Source organism: Enterococcus songbeiensis, assembly GCF_005405265.1.
GTDB classification, from domain to species: Bacteria; Bacillota; Bacilli; order Lactobacillales; family Enterococcaceae; genus Enterococcus_C; species Enterococcus_C songbeiensis.
In genome coordinates, this window is sequence record NZ_BJDS01000007.1 from 102,823 (window position 1) to 121,477 (window position 18,655).

The following is an 18,655-nucleotide window of genomic DNA, read 5'->3' on the forward strand; positions in this document are numbered from 1 at the left end:
AAATAGATTATAAGAAAATAATTCGAACAATAGATAGAAGAAGTTCCAAAACGTCGGACTTTTAGGACGAGTACGGATTGGAGCGAAGAATTCACTATTGTTCGTTTTTTTGTTTTCAACCTCTTTTTTGAGTATTCAATTTATTATAAAGAAGGAAAAGATATCTGTCTTCTTTTCATTTAAGAAAAGCTTTGCTATAATTATTTGGTTGGGAGTGATTACGTGAGAAACTCAAACTATCAATGGAATTTGCCTGTTGAGCAAGAGGTTTCGACAGCGTTTAAAGAAGAATTAGATAAGTATGATTTAAGTCCCTTGATTGGTGATATATTGTGGAATCGAGGAATTCAGACCCCCGAAAAATTAGCAGGATTTTTACAGCCATCTATTCAGGACCTTTATGATCCTTTTTTACTTTATGAAATGGAAAAGGCTGTAGAACGGATTCAAGATGCAATCGTCAACGGGGAACGAATTTTAGTTTATGGGGACTATGATGCGGATGGCATCACTAGTACAACGATTATGAAGGAAACATTGGAGCTCTTGGGCGCTGATGTAGCCTACTATTTGCCGAATCGCTTTACAGATGGCTATGGTCCAAATTTAGCAGTGTATCAGCAACAGATTGACGCCGGTGTGCAGCTGATTGTTACAGTTGATAACGGGGTTTCTGGACATGAGGCGATTGCTTATGCCAATTCGCAAAATGTAGATGTAATTGTCACAGACCATCACGAATTGCCTCAAGAGCTGCCAAACGCTTTTGCAATCATTCATCCACGTCATCCTAAAGGTGCGTATCCTTTCAAAGATTTAGCCGGTGTTGGAGTGGCCTTTAAAGTTGCAACGGCATTACTGGATGAAGTACCACTGGAATTTTTGGATTTAGCAGCAATTGGAACGATTGCTGACATGGTATCCTTGACAGATGAAAATCGTGCGTTGGTTTCTTTAGGTTTACAAGCAATGAAAGAGTCCGAGCGGCTTGGTTTACGAGAATTGTTGACAGTCAGTGGAGTAAAATCTTCAGAAATAACTGAAACCACGGTTGGTTTTTCAATTGGTCCCCGATTAAATGCGATTGGTCGTTTAGGAGATGCCAATCCGGCAGTACAACTGCTTTCGACCTTTGATGAGGATGAAGCTAAGCAGCTCGCAAAAAATCTTGACGACATTAACGAACAACGAAAAGGACTTGTAGAAACTATTACGCAAGAAGCGTTACAGTTGGTTGATTCTCAAAATGAGGTCCATGTAATTGCCCATTCTGGTTGGCATGAAGGGGTATTAGGAATTGTCGCAGGGAAAATACTTAAAAAAACCGGACGACCAACAATTATTCTAACCATCAAAGAGAATGGACAAGCCAAAGGATCAGGTCGCAGCAGTGATGCCTTGAATTTATTTCAGATGCTGGATGGCATGCGGGAAATGTTTGTTAATTTTGGCGGTCACCACGCCGCTGTCGGTTTGACTTTGGCATCGGAGAACCTTGCTCCTTTGCAAGAAAAAATCAATCAATACATTCGGCAAAAAGAAATTGATCTTTCGAAGGGAAGTTCTCTGATAATTGATGATCGACTGACATTAGCTGATGTCTCTCTCAAATTTATCGATACCTTGAATCGCTTGGCACCTTTTGGAACAGATAACCCCATTCCGCGATTTTTATTTCAAGATGTACACGCTCAAAATAAAAAAGCAATTGGGACAGCCGGTGATCATCTGAAAATGACGTTGACCTTTGATGAACAGCCGGGTTTAGATGTTATCGGTTTCGGTTTTGGAAAACAAATTCAAGAGTTTCAAGAAACATTCGATGCTGTAGGGCAGTTGTCGATCAATCAATGGAACGGCAACCGCAAGCCTCAGTTGATGTTAGAAGATTTTGCCAGTAACGGGTTGCAATTATTTGATTACCGGGCGAAAAAAACACAGCATCAACTAAGTGATACCACAAAATCATTATGTATCCATTTTGGTAAAAAAATTCCCGAACCATTAAATTCTTATCTCAGTGGAGAAAAATATCATTTCACAGAGCTAACAGATTTTCAGCTCAAAATTCGTGGTATCGAATATCAACAGTTAGTCATCATTGATTGTCCGACCGATGCGGACACTATCAAAGAAATCATACAGCTTAGTGAAATCAAACGCGTTCTCTTTATCTGTTCCGCTCAAGATGAAGCCTATCTTGACGGTATTGGAACGCGAGAACAATATGCTCGACTTTTTAAATTTATCAATACACAGGAACAAGTAGATGTACGTTATAAGTTGCCGGCAGTAGCAGATTATTTAAAAATCCCCGAAAAATTATTAATTTTCATGATTCAGGTGTTTTTTGATTTAGAATTTGTTACAATAAACGACGGCGTTTTGAAAAAAACGATGACCCCAGAGAAAAAAGATCTTGCGATAAGCAAGGTGTATCAGAAACGATTGAAAAAAATAAAAACAGAAGAATTTCTGCTGCTGAGTGATTTAACAACATTGAAGGCTTGGCTGACAGCGTAGGAGGAAACGCGAATGGATTTAAAAGATTATATTGCAAGTATCCCTGATTACCCATCAAAAGGAATTATCTTTCGGGATATTTCTCCCTTAATGGCAAATGGGGATGCATATCGGGAAGCGACAAAACAAATCGTGGACTATGCAAAAGAAAAAAGAATCGACATGGTGGTAGGTCCAGAAGCACGCGGATTTATCGTTGGCTGTCCGGTAGCATACGAATTGGGTGTTGGATTTGCTCCAGTCCGCAAAAAAGGCAAGCTGCCTCGTAAGACGATTGAAGTGTCTTATGATCTTGAATATGGTACGGATACACTGACTCTTCATGAAGATGCCATTCTGCCAGGGCAACGGGTATTGATTTGTGATGATTTGTTGGCGACCGGCGGAACAATCAAAGCAACAATTGATTTAGTAGAAAAATTAGGCGGCGTTGTTGTTGGCTGTGCCTTTTTGATCGAATTGATGGAGCTTCACGGACGAGATAAAATCACTGGGTACGATATGTTGACCTTAATGGAATATTAAAAAAGACGAGAATCTTTGCGGATTCTCGCCTTTTTTTGAAATCAGCACACCTAATCGAGTGTGCTGAAACAGATTTATTCATAATGATAAAATTCAGAATTATTGTGTGTAGAATAGTGGTAGTGGCGTTGACGTTCAGATTGACGGAATTTTTTATCATCCCAGAAGGTGAACCATAATAAGAACAAAGGGGCAAAAACTAACAGTGTCATTTCAATCCCAAAATTGTTAGCAACAAATCCCATCAGTAAACCTAAGATAATCAAAGCAATATTTCGAATACCTTTCATTTTCTCTCACCTCGTTTAATAATACGAACAAATGTTTGTGTCTTTATTATACGAATGTTTGTTCGGTTTGTAAAGAAAAAAATAGAAATCTTCATAATTACCTTGAAGATTTCTTCAGTGATTATATTAGAGAACGGTACAAGCCGACGACTAAGCCTAAAATTGTTACATTTGGTAAAATGATTGGTTCCATAAAATCATTTTCCGGTTGAAGACGAATGTGGTCTTTTTCTTTGAAAAATCGTTTACAGGTCGCTTCATTTTCATCTGTCATAGCGATTACGACGTCTCCATTGTTTGCAATGGCTTGTTTGCGTACAATTACCTGGTCACCATCAAGTATGCCGATATTCATCATACTTTCACCGCGAATCGTCAGCATGAACAAGCTGCCGGAATCATTGGCAAGATTAGGTGGCAGTGGAAAAAAGTCTGAAGCTTCTTCTACTGCTAAAATTGGTTCACCGGCGGTAACAACGCCTAAAAGGGGAATAGTATCAGGCTGAACGCCGATTTTTTCTAAACCTAAGGGAGTAAGCTCAATTGCGCGAGGTTTTGTTGGATCTCGCAGAATCAACCCTTTTTTTTCTAATCTAGATAAATGTCCGTGCACTGTTGAGGTCGAGGACAGGTTGACAGCTTCGCCAATTTCGCGAACGGTTGGGGGATAGCCTTTTTCAGTTACACGGGCATGAATGAATTTTAACACTTCAATTTGTCGACTTTCTGTGCGTTTCGCCACATCATGCACCCTCTTTCATTTTCTAAATTTAGTGTACCATAGCCATACCAATAAATCAAACAAACGTTCGCTTTTATTGTGGTTGTGTTTTTGACTGATTTTTTATAAGATAAGAGAGTAAAAAAGGAGGTAATCCAGTGCTGTCTAAAGAAAAATTAGCGCGTATCAATGTGTTGGCACGAAAAAAGAAAACAGGTGTGCTGACAGCTGAAGAAGAGAAGGAACAAATTCTTTTAAGAGAAGAATATTTAGAGTCATTTCGTTCGGGTATGCGGCATCATATTGAGGGGATGAAAGTAATCGATCCCGAAGGTAATGATGTTACACCGGAAAAATTAAAAGAAATTCAAAAAAAGAATGGTCTGCATGATCGTTCATAAAGGAATTGCAATTTGATGTGTAATCCTTTACAATGAGAGTATCAATAAAGGTAAAAAAAACCTAAATGGGAGGAAATAAAATTGTTTGATAAAGTTGATGAGTTAGGAGTCAATACCCTGCGGACGTTGAGTATTGAAGCCGTCCAAAAAGCGAATTCTGGACATCCGGGGTTACCGATGGGAGCAGCACCAATGGCGTACGCTCTTTGGACCAAACATTTAAAAATTAATCCAAAAACATCTAGAAATTGGGTAGACCGGGATCGTTTTGTATTGTCAGCAGGGCATGGTTCTGCATTGCTCTATAGCTTACTCCATTGTGCAGGCTACAACGTAACGATTGATGATTTGAAGGGATTCCGTCAATGGGACAGTAAAACACCCGGACATCCAGAAGTCAACCATACAGACGGTGTGGAAGCAACAACAGGGCCTTTAGGTCAAGGAATTGCTATGTCAGTTGGTATGGCAATGGCGGAATCTCATTTAGCTGCGACCTATAATCGTGATAAATTTGCTATCATGGACCATTACACTTTTGCTCTTTGTGGAGATGGAGACTTGATGGAAGGCGTTTCTCAAGAAGCAAGTTCCATGGCTGGACACATGAAATTAGGGAAATTAATCGTTTTATACGATTCGAATGATATTTCTCTTGATGGTCCTACGTCAAAAGCATTCACTGAAAATGTTGGTCAACGATTTGAAGCCTATGGTTGGCAACATCTTTTAGTGAAAGACGGCAATGATTTAGAAGCAATTTCTAAAGCTATCGAAGAAGCGAAAGCAGAAACAGATAAACCAACATTGATTGAAGTTAAAACGGTGATTGGTTATGGTGCACCAAAAGAAGGAACTTCTTCTGTACATGGCGCACCAATCGGTGAAGATGGCATCAAGGCTGCTAAGGCGGTTTATGGTTGGGAATACCCAGATTTCACTGTTCCTGAAGAAGCAGCTGATCGCTTCAAAGAAACAATTGAAGTGCGTGGTGCAAAAGCAGAAGCAGAGTGGAACCAACAATTTGCTGCATATGAAAAAGCGTATCCAGAATTAGCTGCACAATTTAAACAAGCCTTTGCTGGTGAGCTTCCTGAAAACTGGGCAGAAGGATTGCCTGTTTATGAAGAAGGAACAAGTCAAGCGAGTCGTGTATCAAGCAAAGAAATGATTCAAGCCCTTTCCCAAGCTGTACCAAGTTTATGGGGCGGTTCCGCAGATCTATCTGCTTCCAACAATACAATGGTTGCAGCGGAAAAAGATTTTGAACCAGGACAATATGAAGGCCGCAATATTTGGTTTGGCGTTCGTGAATTTGCAATGGCGTCAGCCATGAATGGGATTCAATTACATGGGGGCACGCGGGTTTATGGAGGAACTTTCTTCGTATTTACAGATTATCTGCGTCCTGCAATCCGTTTAGCAGCTTTGCAAAAAGTACCGGTAACTTACGTTCTGACACATGATTCAGTTGCAGTAGGAGAAGATGGACCAACTCACGAACCAATCGAACAATTAGCCAGCGTTCGTTGCATGCCTAATGTGCAAGTTATTCGTCCAGCAGATGGGAACGAAACCCGTGCAGCATGGAAAATTGCGATGACCTCAACTGACGTACCAACGATTCTTGTTTTAAGCCGACAAAATCTGCCAGTCTTACCAGGAACAGCAAAAACAGCAGATGAGAATGTCGCAAAAGGCGGTTACGTGTTGTCTCCTCAAAAGGGTGAAAAGCCTGAAGGAATTCTAATCGCAACTGGTTCTGAAGTTGCTTTAGCAGTTGCGGCACAAGAAGAATTGGCAAAACAAGGAAAAGATGTTTCTGTTGTTTCTTTGCCAAGTTTTGAATTGTTTGACGCACAAACAGACAGCTACAAAGAATCTGTCTTACCAAAAGCAGTAACGAATCGGGTAGCGATTGAAGCAGCTGCACCATTTGGCTGGGAAAAATATGTTGGCTTTGATGGGAAAATCATCGCTATTGATCATTTTGGTGCATCCGCTCCAGGGAACAAGATTTTGACTGAATTTGGTTTCACTACGGAAAATGTGGTTGCTACCTACAATTCATTATAGAGCCAAAATATCTACGAAAAACTCCGGTTTCCCGGAGTTTTTTTATCGTGTTTTTAAAAGTTTTTTCTTTCGTTTCTTAAAATTATTTCGATGAGGTTAGTTTTATTAAATAAATATTACAGCAATTATTTTGTTTGTCGTTTTATCGAAAAAGTCGTATAATGAAAAAGTTAAGAAATGGGAAAGTTTTTTTAAAGACTTACGGAGGTTGTTCTATGAATCAGTATCAAACAAGAAGTCAACGACACCAGGCGAAAACCGCCATAACATTCAAAATAAATAAAAAATCGATTGCGACAGTTGTTGGAACGGGTTTGTTGGTAACCCCCAGCGTCCTAGCTTTGAATCCTGCAACCGCTAGTGCTGCCGAATATCAAACAACAAATGATGTGAATACATTTATTGAGCAAATCGGCTGGTCAGCAGCAGAAGTAGCAAGTGCCAATGATCTTTATGCTTCAGTGATGATTGCACAGGCTTTATTAGAAAGCGGTAATGGAACCTCCATGTTAGGAAGTGCTCCTTACTATAATTTATTTGGGGTCAAAGGTTCTTACAATGGACAGTCGGTTTATCTGCCCACGCAAGAATATCTAAATGGACAATGGGTAACGATGAACGAGCCTTTCCGTCAATACAACTCATATTGGGAATCTTTCCAAGACCATGCGAATGTATTGCGCAGCACGAGCTTTTCAACCGGTACTGCCCATTATTCAGGAACATGGAAAAGTAATACTTCCAGCTATATGGATGCGACTGCGTATCTTACTGGTCGTTATGCAACAGATCCCGGCTACAATCAAAAATTAAATTGGTTGATTCAAGCCTATAATTTGACGCGATTTGATACGCCATCTAATGGAGCACCATCGGCGACGACGGAAACACAAACGACAGAGACCGCACAAACAACAACGGCTTCAGCTTCTACAAGTACTGGAACCTATACGGTGGCTTCTGGGGATACATTGTGGGATATTGCTTCATCTTACGGGTTAACGGTCGATCAATTGATGTCGATGAATGGATTAACCAGTGATGTTATTATGGTTGGACAACAATTATCTGTTTAAAGAGGGAAAGCCGAGTTTTGAACTTGGCTTTTTTTAATGCAAAATATTCGCAAGAACGCAAGACATTGGTTATGATTAAATTAGTTAAATAAGGAGGAATTTCTATGTTGAAAGTACATCAATCTATTACCGAGTTGATTGGACACACACCTATCGTGAAGTTGAATAATTTGGTTCCAGAAGGTGCAGCAGATGTTTATGTAAAACTGGAATTTTTTAATCCTGGTAGTAGTGTGAAGGATCGGATTGCATTAAGCATGATTGAAAAGGCAGAATCAGAAGGCAAACTTCATCCTGGAGACACAATTATTGAACCAACTTCAGGGAATACGGGCATCGGTTTATCGATGGTTGGCGCGGCAAAAGGGTATCGTGTGGTTATTGTTATGCCGGATACAATGAGTATTGAACGTCGTAAATTAATGCAGGCGTATGGAGCAGAATTGGTCTTAACACCTGGTGCAGAGGGGATAAAGAAATCGATTGAAACGGCTAAAGAATTAGCAAAAGAACATGGCTATTTCCTCCCTTTGCAGTTTGAAAATCCCGCAAATCCGGATATCCACGAAAAAACAACTGGGAAAGAAATCCAAGAAGCTTTTGGTGTACAAGGATTAGACGCTTTTGTTGCGGGAATTGGAACTGGGGGCACGATTACTGGGGCTGGACGTGAATTGAAACGTGTCTATCCGCAAATCCATATCTACGGTGTTGAACCGGCAGAATCTGCGATTTTAGAAGGAGGTAGTCCTGGTCCTCATAAAATCCAAGGAATCGGAACTGGATTTGTACCGGACACATTGGATACCAGCGTATATGATAAAGTTCTTGCAGTCACTAGTGATGATGCAATGGCAACTGCACGAGAAATGGGAACCAAGGAAGGAATCCTGGTTGGAATTTCTTCTGGCGTAGCAATCAATGCAGCATTGATGGTTGCCAAAGAATTAGGTGCAGGCAAACGCGTGTTAGCAATCGTTCCGGACAATGGAGAACGTTATTTGTCTACCGCTCTTTATCAATTTGATGAGAAATAAGAAAAGGTGAACAACAAATTTATTGAAGACAGCAAAAAGCAAAGATAAATTTTGTTTTTCCGGCTGTCTTTTTTTGTGTAGAAGCTAGAAATTTTAGCTTGAAAATAGTATGATGAGAATACTAAATGGAAGGAATAGGAGGAGCACAGATGGAAAGTTCAGTGCTTGAACAAGCTGTTGAACAATTAAAAAAAGATAATGTGCGGATCACTCCTCAACGGTATGCCGTTTTACACTATCTGGTAAAACATCATTCCCATCCTACAGCCGATGAAATTTATCAAGCAATTGCTGCCGATTTTCCTAATATGAGTGTCGCAACAGTCTATAATAATTTACGCTTGTTTACCGATATCGGTTTTGTTCAGGAAATGAAATATGGGGATGCCTCTAGCCGTTTTGATTTTTCATCAAAGCCGCATTATCATGCGATTTGTCAAAATTGCGGCAAGATCGTTGATTTTTATTATCCGGGACTTGAGGATGTTGAAATGGCGGCTAGTCAGTTGACAGGTTTTGAAATCAATGAGCATCGGTTGGAAGTTTATGGACTATGTCCAGAATGTAAGGAGAAACGTGATGAAAATAATTCAAACATCTAATGCCCCCGCTGCGATCGGACCCTACGTTCAAGGGAAAATCGTCAATGGTTTTTTATTTGCTTCTGGTCAAATTCCTTTAGATCCACAAACGGGAGAAATTGTTGGAACGACGATTCAAGAGCAGGCTGCACAGGTTTTTAAAAACATTCATGGAATCTTAGAAGCAGCTGGGATAGCAGAAAAAGATGTGGTCAAGACCACGTGTTTTTTGAAAAACATGGAGGATTTCGTCTCTTTTAATGAAGTCTATGGAAAAGCCTTTTCTGCAGGTGATTTTCCGGCCCGTTCAGCAATCGAAGTTGCACGATTACCAAAAGATGCTTTAGTTGAGGTAGAAGTTATCGCGGCTGTTCCTCAACGATAAATCTGAAAATAGGGATGCTTTAAAAAGCAGGATTGCTGCCCATTACCGGTAGCAATCCTTTTTTGATAAGGCTTTGAGTAGTGAATTTTTTTGCTATGAAGTATACTAGGGAAAGAAAGAGGAGAAGTGCATGATATCTTTAAAAGACTACTTGGAAAGCGGACAAACGACTCTTGCTAACCTTATTTTAGCCAATTACCGTCGAATCGGTATGACGAATGAAGAATTTTTGTTTTGGCTACAGCTCTATCGCCATCATCAAATGGGAAATGATTTTCCCGACTTGTCCATCGTGGCAGATGATTTACAGATGAAACAGCCAGAAATTTTGCTGTTGCTGAATCAACTAGTAAAAAAACAATTTCTTACGATTGAAACGATTACAGATGTTTATGGAAAAAAAAATGATCGCTATAACTTTGAACTTATATTTGATAAGCTAGAACAATTAATGACCCAACAGCAACAACAAACAGTGAATCAGGAAAAAGAAGATAAGGTAACTACACTGTATCGAACTTTTGAAGAGGAATTTGGGCGTACTTTATCACCGATTCAATATCAACGAATCGGGCAATGGCTAGAAGAAGACCATTACAGTCCAGAGTTGATTTTATTAGCATTAAAGGAAGCTGTTTTGAATCAAAAATATAACTTTAATTATATCGACTCTATTTTATTGAGCTGGGAAAAAAACCAGATAAACACGAAAGAGCAAGTCGATGCGGAACGAAAGAGAAGAAAACGGCAGCAAATGCAAAAAGAACCTACTGCAACAAAACAATTACCCAAAGTTTCATTACATAATTGGTTAGATGGTGATGACTAATGTTAAGTAAAGAAAAAACCCAAGAAGCCATTCATTTGATGGCTGAAATGTTTCCCGATGCCCATGGCGAGTTACAGCATGAAAATGCGTTTCAGCTATTGATTGCAGTAATTTTGAGTGCACAAGCGACAGATGTATCTGTCAATAAAGCGACGCCTGCTTTATTTCAAGCTTTTCCTACACCGGAAGCATTGGCAGAAGCACCATTAGAAGAAATCATTGAAAAAATTCGTACTATCGGATTGTATCGCAATAAAGCTAAAAACATTAAAGCTTGTGCGAAGATGCTTTTGACGGATTTTGAGGGTAAAATTCCTAAAACCCGCGAAGCATTAATGCAGTTGCCCGGTGTCGGTCGAAAAACGGCAAATGTGGTATTGGGGGATGCGTTTGGGGTGCCTGGAATTGCAGTGGATACCCATGTAGAACGAGTATCTAAACGATTGCGTATTTGTAAACTGAATGCCACGGTTCTCGAGGTAGAGGAGACCTTAATGCGCAAACTTCCTAAAGAAACATGGGTTGATGCCCATCATACGATGATTTTCTTTGGCCGCTACCATTGTACTGCGCGCGCCCCAAAATGTGCCAGTTGTCCACTGTTGTTCATGTGTCAAGAGGGAAAAGAACGGATGAAGGGGAAAATAAATTAAAAAAATCACTGACCGCTTTTTCTGGGTCAGTGATTTTTTGGCTCTTATGAATCGTTATCACCATTATTGCCACCATTTTCGTTATTACCAGGGTCGCCTCCAGGGTTGTTTTCTTCCGAAGAGCTGCTACTTGGTTCAGTGACACTGCTGGAAGGAGGCGTTGTTTCTGGCTGTGAACTTGATTCACTGGATGATGACGATGGTTGCGTTTCTGAAGAGCTTTCTGTGGAACTCTCGCTGGTCGTACTGCTTTCGGTACTTGAACTGCTTGATTCCGTTGTTGTCGTCGAAGTAGAGGATGGCACAACTTGCGGTTGATAGTTGTCTTCCCAATACAATTCGCCGCCTACACGAATCAAATCATCAGGCAATTTCCAGTCTTTATTGTCCGCACTTGCAGAAACGTACTGCATCAATTCACGATAGACATCAGTGGCAACATGGGTAGATGAATCGGTAATTGGTGTCAGCTTTTCATCCTGATCATAACCGGTCCAAACGGATAATGAATATTGTGGTGTGTAACCTACGAAAGTAATATCGGGATAGACACCTTGCGTTTGACCGATTTTTTCTAATTGATCATCTGTATAGTTAGAAGTTCCGGTTTTTCCTGCTTGAATTAAGCCATCGATCAACGCATTCGTACCGGTTCCTTTAGTAATAACATCTTTTAAGACGTCCGTCACCATATAAGCAGTTCCTTCATCCATGGCTTTTTTACCACTTGGTTTAAATTCATCCACAGAGCCGTCTTGGTAAACAATTTTGCTGACATATTGCGGTTCATAATACATACCGCCGTTGGCAAATGCTGCATAAGCCGCAGCCATTTTTAAGGACGAAGCTCCGTACTTTGTACCATCCTGCGTATCCGTATTACTAGAAATCGCATTGGATTGAACGATGGATTTATAGCTGATTCCTAAACCACTGAGGAAATCAGCAACTTTATCGCCGCCAATCTCATCAAAAAGTTTCGCCGCCGGAACGTTTCGAGATTCATACAATGCGGTTCGTAGGCTGATGGAGCCCATATATTGATTATCCCAGTTTTTTACATCGATATCGGTGCCTTCGTATTGATAAGGACCATCCACAATCGTTTTACCAGTAGAGTATTTTAATTCTTGGAAGGCAGGACCGTAATCAGTGACTGGTTTCATCGTTGAACCAAAGTCCCGACTGGTGTTCGTCGCGCGGTTGTATCCAAACACCACATCATCAGAAATATTCCGTCCGCCGATTTGTGCTAAAACCTTCCCTGAATTTGTATCCACCAATGTGCTGGCAACCTGCATTTCTTCATCAGGGTAATCGATATAGTCCTCACTATTAACGATATCATACAACCGATTTTGCGCATTCATATCAATGTTCAAATGAACTTCTAAGCCATCAGTGTACACATCTTTCCCAGTTTTTTCTGAAATTTCAGCAATTGCTTCTTTGATATAGTTGTCAGCAACTTTTGAATTAACTGCTTTTTTCTTCAAGGATTCAAAATCAACCAAACCATCATCGATTTTTGTAGCTTTTGCTTTTTTGTATTCTGCTTCGGTAATTTTATCGTTGTCCAACATGGTATACAAAACAGTATCTCGGCGTTCCTTGGCCTGTTCCGGATTTTGATAAGGATCATAATAACTTGGTGCTTGAGGAATACCGGCAATCAATGCGGTCTGAGCAAGAGAAAGATCTTTTAATTCCTTGTTGTAATACGTTTTTGCTGCGGTTTCCATTCCATACACGCCGTTTGAAAGATACACTTTGTTGATATAGTAGGTCAAAATTTCCTGCTTGGATTTTTTCTGTTCCAATTGCAAAGCCAGCCATGCTTCTTGTGCTTTTCTTTTCAGCGTTTGATCAGAAGCCTTCGTTGAAAAGAAAGAAAGCTTAATCAACTGCTGAGTCAGAGTGCTGGCACCTTGCAACCCGCCAGTGGTGACGTTTGACAGGGCAGAACCGGCAATCCGAATGGGATCCACACCGATATGTTTATAAAATCGGCGATCTTCCACTGAAACAATCGCATCCTCCAATAGTTGAGGAACATCTTGCGGCGCGATTTTATCACGACTTTCTGAACCTAAATCCATTAGAAGGTCACCATTTGTAGCGTAGAATTTTGAAGAAGCGGCAGCATCCAGCTCACTTTCAACAAGTTTTGGTGAATCTTTTGCGTAGAACCAAAATAATCCCAAACCGGATAGAAAGGCGATACAGCCTAAAATAATCAATCCACCGAAAATTTTTAGAATCACGGAACCTACCGAACGTTTTTTCTTCGGTTGTGGTTTTTTGTTTCCTGTTGTATTTCCTGTAGAACGTCTTGCCATACGAGATTGACTGTCATTCGGCATAATTTACAAAACTCCTTTGTTGTCTAAATGGTATTGAACAGCATCGAGATAGGGAATTCTTGGTGCAATGCCCGGTTGAATCTCAATACCGATTTCTTCAATCAATGAAAGGGAAAGTGATTTTTTTCCCGTACTTTTTTGCAGATCCCAATGTGTGATCAAATGTGTGCTATCCAAAAAGAAGCAGCGATTTAATGCTGAAAACCACAGCAGGACAAAACACACGCCAGATTGCTGCAAACAATTTTTCATGTGGCGAATTTGATGGTCATGAAAATTTTTAAAAGGAAATGAGGTTTTATTCTGCGTTTCTTTTGCTTCAAAATCCAAGTAATGTCCTTGGAAAACACCATTGTAGTCGGTGGTTGAGGCTTCTTTGAAATAGGCTTCTTTGATAACTGCAGCACTGCGTCGAGGATAATCGACCTTTACGATTTGGATGGGGGTCGGTTTCTTATGAACCACTGCTAATTGGTGATTAAGATAATACTCGTTACTGAGGTTGATGGCTTCTTCAAATCGCATGCCACGATTACTAAAGTCCACTGCCCGTTGTTTTTCTTTAACGGTTTGTGTATGCTTAGTTTGTGAAGGATTTTTGGAATAGATTTGCCCATTAGGATATCTTAAAACCATATTTTTCACGCTCCTACCGAGTCATTATACCAAAAAGAGAATTAGAAAGAAAAGGTATCGGCCATGGAAACCATTAAAACAATGCTATTAACCGGTTATCGCAGCTATGAATTAGGGATTTTTCAAGAAAAAGACCCGAAAATCGCAATCATTAAGAAAAGTATAAAAAATGTTTTGTTGCGTTATTTGGATGAGGGATTAGAGTGGATCTTGATTGGTGGCAATTTAGGAACTGAATTTTGGGGAGCAGAGGTTGTTTTTTCCCTTAAGAAAGAGTATCCTTCTTTAAAGTTGGGTCTGATTTTTCCGTTCGAGGGATTTGGAGAACAATGGAACGAAAAAAATCGGGAAAAACTGTTTGAACTTCGCAGCAAAGCCGACTATGTGAACGCAACAAGTCATGAAGGATATAAAAATCCGAGCCAATTACGCAACCATACACGTTTTTTTCTAGAGCATTCTGGCGGCGTGATTATGGTTTATGATGAAGAATTTCCTGGAAAAACACAGTATTTTCTTAAAGAAGCAATGGAATTTTCACAGAATAATCCTTATCTTATTGATAAAATTACAATGGATGATTTACAAAATGTAATAAATGAGTGATTCTGTTTGATTTCTCGCTATTTTTTGATAAAATAATTTAGAAAGCTAGTTGAATGAATCGATGAAAACTAATGAGGTGTAAAAGATGGCAAATTTAATTTACAGTCCCAAAGACATTTTACAACAAGAATTCAAAACAAAGATGCGGGGATATGATCCTGTTGAGGTTGATGAATTTTTAGACAACATCATCAAGGATTATGAAGGCTACAACAAAGAAATCCTTGCTTTACAAGAAGAAAATGACCGGTTGAATGCCAAAGTTGCTCAATTATCCAAGAGCCAAGCAGTAACTGCTCGTGTTCAAACAGAAGCGCCTAAGAGTCAAACGGTCACCAATTTTGACATTTTGAAACGTTTGTCAAATCTTGAAAAAGAAGTTTTTGGCAAAAAATTGGATCAAGATGCGTATAGCAATGAAACGACACGTTCTTCACAAAATTTCAGCCGAAACTATTCTCAGGCAGATGATAGTGATGACAATGAAAAAACGCGTCAATTTTAATTAAGAATACATTCTGTGATTTTCGGGTAATCGCGGCTTGAGTATTCAAGCTGAGGAAAGTCCATGCTCGCACAGACTGAGATGTCTGTAGTGTTCGTGCTTGGCGAAAAAATAAGCCAAGGTACATGTTTATGTAACGGCAGGAAAAACAAGCTAAGGTTTCGGCTATGCTGGAGTATCCTTGAAAGTGCCACAGTGACGAAGCAACTGGAGGAAACTCCGTTGGTGGAACGCGGTAAACCCCTCGAGCGAGCAACCCAAACGATGGTAGGGGCGCTTCTTGGACGGAAATGAACGGACCAAGAGGGCAATTTTTTGCAGATAGATGATTACCCCGATTGCTTACTCCCTGAGAAGTAGTCGGACAAAACATGGCTTACAGAAAATCACAGGTATTCAGGGAATCCTTCCAAAATGGAAGGTTTTTTTTGTAACTAAGGCTTTTTTATTGGAAAATCTGGAAATAAAAAAAGTGAAACAAACAAAAGTTAGTATATCAGAACGAACAAGGATGCCCGTTCCACTAATTTCAGGATGTCAGTTCCACTTATTCTAAGAAGTCTAGTGGAATGATATACGGTGTGAGAATAAAATTAAATTTTCTATAAGAAAATTTAATACATTAAAACGAACAAGGATGTCAGTTCCACTTATTCTAAGAAGTCTAGTGGAATGATATACGGTGTGAGAATAAAACGAAATTTTCTATAAGAAAATTTAATACATTAAAACGAACAAGGAGTGCTCATGGAAAATAATCAGGAATTTCACTTGCTTGCGACAGCTGCAAGTGGTTTAGAAGCCTTAGTAGGGAAAGAATTACGTGATTTAGGAATCGATTGTCAGGTGGAAAATGGTCGGGCGCGGTTCAAGGGAACAATGGAAACAATTGCCAAAGCAAATTTATGGTTGCGAACAGCGGATCGGGTTAAAATCGTTGTTGGTGAATTTGACGCCTTCAGTTTCGATGAATTATTTGAAAGTGTCAAAGCATTGCCGTGGGAAGATTTTCTCCCATTGGATGCCGCTTTTCCTGTTGCAGGAAGATCCATCAAATCCAAGCTTTACAGTGTACCGGATTGTCAGGCAATCACAAAAAAAGCAATCGTAAACCGGCTACGGGAATTTTATCATCGTCCAGCGACCGTTCCCTTAGCAGAAACTGGGGCTTTGTTTCAATTGGAAGTTGCGCTATTAAAAGACCACGTGTTAGTGACACTAGACACCACTGGACCAAGCTTGTTTAAACGTGGTTACCGGTTAGAAAAAGGTGGAGCACCGTTAAAAGAAAATATGGCAGCAGCTTTAGTTATGTTGACGAATTGGCGTAGAGACCGTCCTTTCGTTGATCCAGTTTGCGGATCAGGAACACTTTGTATTGAAGCCGCTTTGATCGGTCATAATATCGCTCCTGGATTTAACCGCGCCTTTGCTTGCGAATCATGGGATTGGTTTTCTAAAGAAATTTTTACAAAAGTTCGGGAAGATGCTGAAGCTCAAGCAGATTACGATTATGTATTGGATATCATGGGTACCGATATCAATGGCAAAATGATCGAAATTGCCCAAGCCAATGCGGAAGAAATTGGATTAGGTGATTCGATTGTTTTTAAGCAACAAGCTGTCAAGGATTTTAAAACAGAGAAAGAATACGGTGTGATCGTTGCTAATCCCCCTTATGGAGAACGTTTAGGGGAAGAAGAAAGTGTCCGCCGATTGTATCAGGAGATGGGCGAGGTGTTTCGCCCTTTGAAAACATGGAGTAAGTACATTTTGACAAGTGATTTGCTCTTTGAGGAATTTTATGGGGAAAAAGCCACCAAAAAACGTAAATTATATAACGGGGCTTTGCGAACGGATTTCTTCCAATATTGGGGGCAACGTCCGCCTAAAAAAATACAGGATGAAAGAGTAGGGAGCTGAAAGAAATGAAGGAACAAGAATTTTTACAAGAATTAAAAGAAATGAATTTACTGATGCAGGCCTTCGCTATTTTGGATTGGGATTCTCAAACAGGAATGCCGGAAGCGGCAAGTGAAGAACGCAGCGAGGTGGACAGTTATCTTTATGGACTTTATTTTGATAAAATGATCGGACCTAAGATGAAAGAAGCCTTGACTTATTTTTCTGATCATCAAGAAGAACTTTCTGAAGTTGGAAAAGCTGCCTACATGGTTGCAAAAGAAGACTATGATTTGAACCAAGCTGTTCCATCAGAAAAAATGGTGGAACATTCAGCGGCCACATCAAAAGCGCATGCTGCATGGCAAAAAGCCCGTAAAACAAAGGATTTTGCTGATTTTCGAGAAGAATTATCTGAAAATATCCGTTTGACAAAAGAATTGATTCCTTACTGGAAAAAAGACGAAGCGACCAATTACGATGTTTTATTGAATCAGTATGAACCGAAAATGACGGTGGAAATCTTAGATCAAGTCTTTGCTCAACTGCGTGATGGGATTATGGCTATTCGTAAAACATTGGCAGAAAAGGGAACCGAACCAGATACTTCTTTTCTTTCACGGAAGATGACCAAAGAGCAACAACGAAAATTCATTACAAAAGTGGTGACAGAACTCGGTTACGATTTTTCCCGTGGACGCTTGGATGATACAATCCATCCCTTTGCCACTGGCATCAATCATAATGATGTCCGTTTAACAACTCGGTGGAATGAACACGATTTTTCAATGGGAATTTTTGGTGTAATTCACGAAGCGGGTCACGGTATGTATGAACAAGATATTGATAAAAAGTATGAATATACACCTGTTCACCAAGGGGCTTCAATGGGGATTCATGAATCACAATCTTTGTTTAATGAAATTATCGTCGGCAGCAATCGTGCATTTTGGAAAAAACAATACCCATTTTTCCAAGAATGTGCGGAAGGAACCTTTGATGATGTGTCCTTTGATGCTTTTTATGATTCATTGAAACGGACAAGAGCAAGCCTAATCCGAATCGAAGCAGATAGTCTGACTTATCCGCTGCATATCATTATTCGTTATGAATTAGAAAAACTGATTTTTAATGGTGATGCAACTGTTGATCAATTGCCAGAACTGTGGAATCAAAAATACGAAGAATATTTGGGAATTCGACCAGAAAATGATTTGGAAGGCATTTTGCAAGATGTACATTGGTCTGGGGCAAGTTTTGGTTACTTCCCATCCTATGCGTTAGGCTATATGTATGCGGCGCAATTACACCATGCAATGAAAAAAGACCTCGATGTTGATGCGGTGCTTGCTTCTGAGGACTATCAACCAATCAAAAACTGGTTGTGTCAAAACATTCATCAATATGGGGCTTCTCGCAAACCAAATCAATTGATATTGGATGCAACTGGTGAAGCTTTGAATCCGCAATATCTGATTGATTACCTTAAAAAAATCTACTATTCTGTCTACAAGGTACAAGATTAAGAAATAGCCGATAGAAATCA

The 18,655-nt window shown here is 39.8% G+C and carries 18 protein-coding genes and 1 other RNA gene; 15 read left to right on the forward strand and 4 right to left on the reverse strand.

All coding sequences use genetic code 11. The features are described 5' to 3' along the window. Positions 1–222 precede the first annotated feature (222 nt). Together recJ and FFM66_RS04825 are read left to right on the forward strand one after the other, a co-directional pair. On the forward strand, positions 223–2,523 hold the full coding sequence (gene recJ, locus FFM66_RS04820) for a single-stranded-DNA-specific exonuclease RecJ (protein ID WP_137605170.1): 2,301 nt from the start codon (positions 223–225) through the stop codon (positions 2,521–2,523). Between the two features lie 12 nt (positions 2,524–2,535). After that, the gene (locus FFM66_RS04825; RefSeq protein ID WP_048605195.1) at positions 2,536–3,048 is read left to right on the forward strand and encodes an adenine phosphoribosyltransferase; all 513 of its coding nucleotides are present in this window, start codon (positions 2,536–2,538) and stop codon (positions 3,046–3,048) included. Between the two features lie 74 nt (positions 3,049–3,122). On the opposite strand, the gene FFM66_RS04830 is transcribed toward FFM66_RS04825, so the two are convergent. After that, positions 3,123–3,338 (reverse strand): hypothetical protein, encoded by a 216-nt coding sequence (locus FFM66_RS04830; protein ID WP_048605196.1) that lies wholly within the window; start codon positions 3,336–3,338, stop codon positions 3,123–3,125. Between the two features lie 121 nt (positions 3,339–3,459). Beyond that, positions 3,460–4,089: a transcriptional repressor LexA gene (gene lexA, locus FFM66_RS04835; RefSeq protein ID WP_137605171.1), complete on the reverse strand. Its 630-nt coding sequence runs from the start codon at positions 4,087–4,089 to the stop codon at positions 3,460–3,462. A gap of 128 nt (positions 4,090–4,217) precedes the next feature. On the opposite strand from lexA, the gene FFM66_RS04840 reads away from it, so the two are divergent. From FFM66_RS04840 to nth, 8 genes are all read left to right on the forward strand, one after another. Next, entirely contained in the window at positions 4,218–4,460 is a 243-nt protein-coding gene (locus tag FFM66_RS04840) for a DUF896 family protein (protein WP_048605198.1), read from the forward strand. Positions 4,461–4,541: 81 nt separating this feature from the next. Continuing rightward, positions 4,542–6,536, forward strand: coding sequence for a transketolase (tkt, locus tag FFM66_RS04845; protein WP_137605172.1), 1,995 nt, complete (start codon positions 4,542–4,544; stop codon positions 6,534–6,536). 215 nt (positions 6,537–6,751) lie between these two features. After that, positions 6,752–7,612, forward strand: a complete 861-nt coding sequence (locus FFM66_RS04850; protein WP_048605200.1) for a glucosaminidase domain-containing protein — start codon at positions 6,752–6,754, stop codon at positions 7,610–7,612. A gap of 104 nt (positions 7,613–7,716) precedes the next feature. After that, on the forward strand, positions 7,717–8,649 hold the full coding sequence (gene cysK, locus FFM66_RS04855; RefSeq protein WP_137605173.1) for a cysteine synthase A: 933 nt from the start codon (positions 7,717–7,719) through the stop codon (positions 8,647–8,649). 149 nt (positions 8,650–8,798) lie between these two features. Beyond that, complete coding sequence (locus FFM66_RS04860; RefSeq protein ID WP_137605174.1) at positions 8,799–9,251, forward strand: Fur family transcriptional regulator; 453 nt, start codon at positions 8,799–8,801, stop codon at positions 9,249–9,251. Further along, positions 9,229–9,615 carry a RidA family protein gene (locus FFM66_RS04865; RefSeq protein ID WP_137605175.1) on the forward strand — a complete coding sequence of 129 codons (387 nt, stop codon included), beginning with the start codon at positions 9,229–9,231 and terminating at the stop codon, positions 9,613–9,615. Before FFM66_RS04860 ends, FFM66_RS04865 begins: the two co-directional genes overlap by 23 nt. 130 nt (positions 9,616–9,745) lie before the next feature. Beyond that, entirely contained in the window at positions 9,746–10,444 is a 699-nt protein-coding gene (locus tag FFM66_RS04870) for a DnaD domain-containing protein (protein WP_048605204.1), read from the forward strand. Then, positions 10,444–11,097 (forward strand): endonuclease III, encoded by a 654-nt coding sequence (nth, locus tag FFM66_RS04875; protein WP_048605205.1) that lies wholly within the window; start codon positions 10,444–10,446, stop codon positions 11,095–11,097. Before FFM66_RS04870 ends, nth begins: the two co-directional genes overlap by 1 nt. 44 nt (positions 11,098–11,141) lie before the next feature. On the opposite strand, the gene FFM66_RS04880 is transcribed toward nth, so the two are convergent. Together FFM66_RS04880 and recU are read right to left on the reverse strand one after the other, a co-directional pair. Continuing rightward, on the reverse strand, positions 11,142–13,436 hold the full coding sequence (locus FFM66_RS04880) for a PBP1A family penicillin-binding protein (RefSeq protein ID WP_171000797.1): 2,295 nt from the start codon (positions 13,434–13,436) through the stop codon (positions 11,142–11,144). Between the two features lie 27 nt (positions 13,437–13,463). After that, positions 13,464–14,096, reverse strand: a complete 633-nt coding sequence (gene recU, locus FFM66_RS04885) for a Holliday junction resolvase RecU (RefSeq protein WP_048605207.1) — start codon at positions 14,094–14,096, stop codon at positions 13,464–13,466. A gap of 63 nt (positions 14,097–14,159) precedes the next feature. On the opposite strand from recU, the gene FFM66_RS04890 reads away from it, so the two are divergent. The 5 genes from FFM66_RS04890 (at position 14,160) to FFM66_RS04910 (ending at position 18,635) form a co-directional block, all read left to right on the forward strand. Further along, positions 14,160–14,702: an SLOG family protein gene (locus FFM66_RS04890; protein ID WP_048605208.1), complete on the forward strand. Its 543-nt coding sequence runs from the start codon at positions 14,160–14,162 to the stop codon at positions 14,700–14,702. 85 nt (positions 14,703–14,787) lie between these two features. Next, entirely contained in the window at positions 14,788–15,207 is a 420-nt protein-coding gene (gene gpsB / locus FFM66_RS04895; protein WP_048605209.1) for a cell division regulator GpsB, read from the forward strand. A gap of 18 nt (positions 15,208–15,225) precedes the next feature. After that, positions 15,226–15,591: RNase P RNA component class B (gene rnpB, locus FFM66_RS04900), an RNA gene on the forward strand. 363 nt (positions 15,592–15,954) lie between these two features. Beyond that, the gene (locus FFM66_RS04905) at positions 15,955–17,130 is read left to right on the forward strand and encodes a THUMP domain-containing class I SAM-dependent RNA methyltransferase (protein ID WP_137605177.1); all 1,176 of its coding nucleotides are present in this window, start codon (positions 15,955–15,957) and stop codon (positions 17,128–17,130) included. 5 nt (positions 17,131–17,135) lie between these two features. Beyond that, positions 17,136–18,635, forward strand: coding sequence for a carboxypeptidase M32 (locus FFM66_RS04910; RefSeq protein WP_137605178.1), 1,500 nt, complete (start codon positions 17,136–17,138; stop codon positions 18,633–18,635). Positions 18,636–18,655: the final 20 nt, after the last annotated feature.

Coding starts and splice junctions, on each gene's coding strand:
- FFM66_RS04825 (WP_048605195.1), top strand. CDS start 2,536: ATGGATTTAAAAGATTATATTGCAAGTATCCCTGATTACCCATCAAAA.
- FFM66_RS04830 (WP_048605196.1), bottom strand. CDS start 3,338: ATGAAAGGTATTCGAAATATTGCTTTGATTATCTTAGGTTTACTGATG.
- FFM66_RS04850 (WP_048605200.1), top strand. CDS start 6,752: ATGAATCAGTATCAAACAAGAAGTCAACGACACCAGGCGAAAACCGCC.
- cysK (WP_137605173.1), top strand. CDS start 7,717: ATGTTGAAAGTACATCAATCTATTACCGAGTTGATTGGACACACACCT.
- FFM66_RS04860 (WP_137605174.1), top strand. CDS start 8,799: ATGGAAAGTTCAGTGCTTGAACAAGCTGTTGAACAATTAAAAAAAGAT.
- FFM66_RS04865 (WP_137605175.1), top strand. CDS start 9,229: ATGAAAATAATTCAAACATCTAATGCCCCCGCTGCGATCGGACCCTAC.
- FFM66_RS04870 (WP_048605204.1), top strand. CDS start 9,746: ATGATATCTTTAAAAGACTACTTGGAAAGCGGACAAACGACTCTTGCT.
- nth (WP_048605205.1), top strand. CDS start 10,444: ATGTTAAGTAAAGAAAAAACCCAAGAAGCCATTCATTTGATGGCTGAA.
- FFM66_RS04880 (WP_171000797.1), bottom strand. CDS start 13,436: ATGGCAAGACGTTCTACAGGAAATACAACAGGAAACAAAAAACCACAA.
- recU (WP_048605207.1), bottom strand. CDS start 14,096: ATGGTTTTAAGATATCCTAATGGGCAAATCTATTCCAAAAATCCTTCA.
- FFM66_RS04890 (WP_048605208.1), top strand. CDS start 14,160: ATGGAAACCATTAAAACAATGCTATTAACCGGTTATCGCAGCTATGAA.
- gpsB (WP_048605209.1), top strand. CDS start 14,788: ATGGCAAATTTAATTTACAGTCCCAAAGACATTTTACAACAAGAATTC.
- FFM66_RS04905 (WP_137605177.1), top strand. CDS start 15,955: ATGGAAAATAATCAGGAATTTCACTTGCTTGCGACAGCTGCAAGTGGT.
- FFM66_RS04910 (WP_137605178.1), top strand. CDS start 17,136: ATGAAGGAACAAGAATTTTTACAAGAATTAAAAGAAATGAATTTACTG.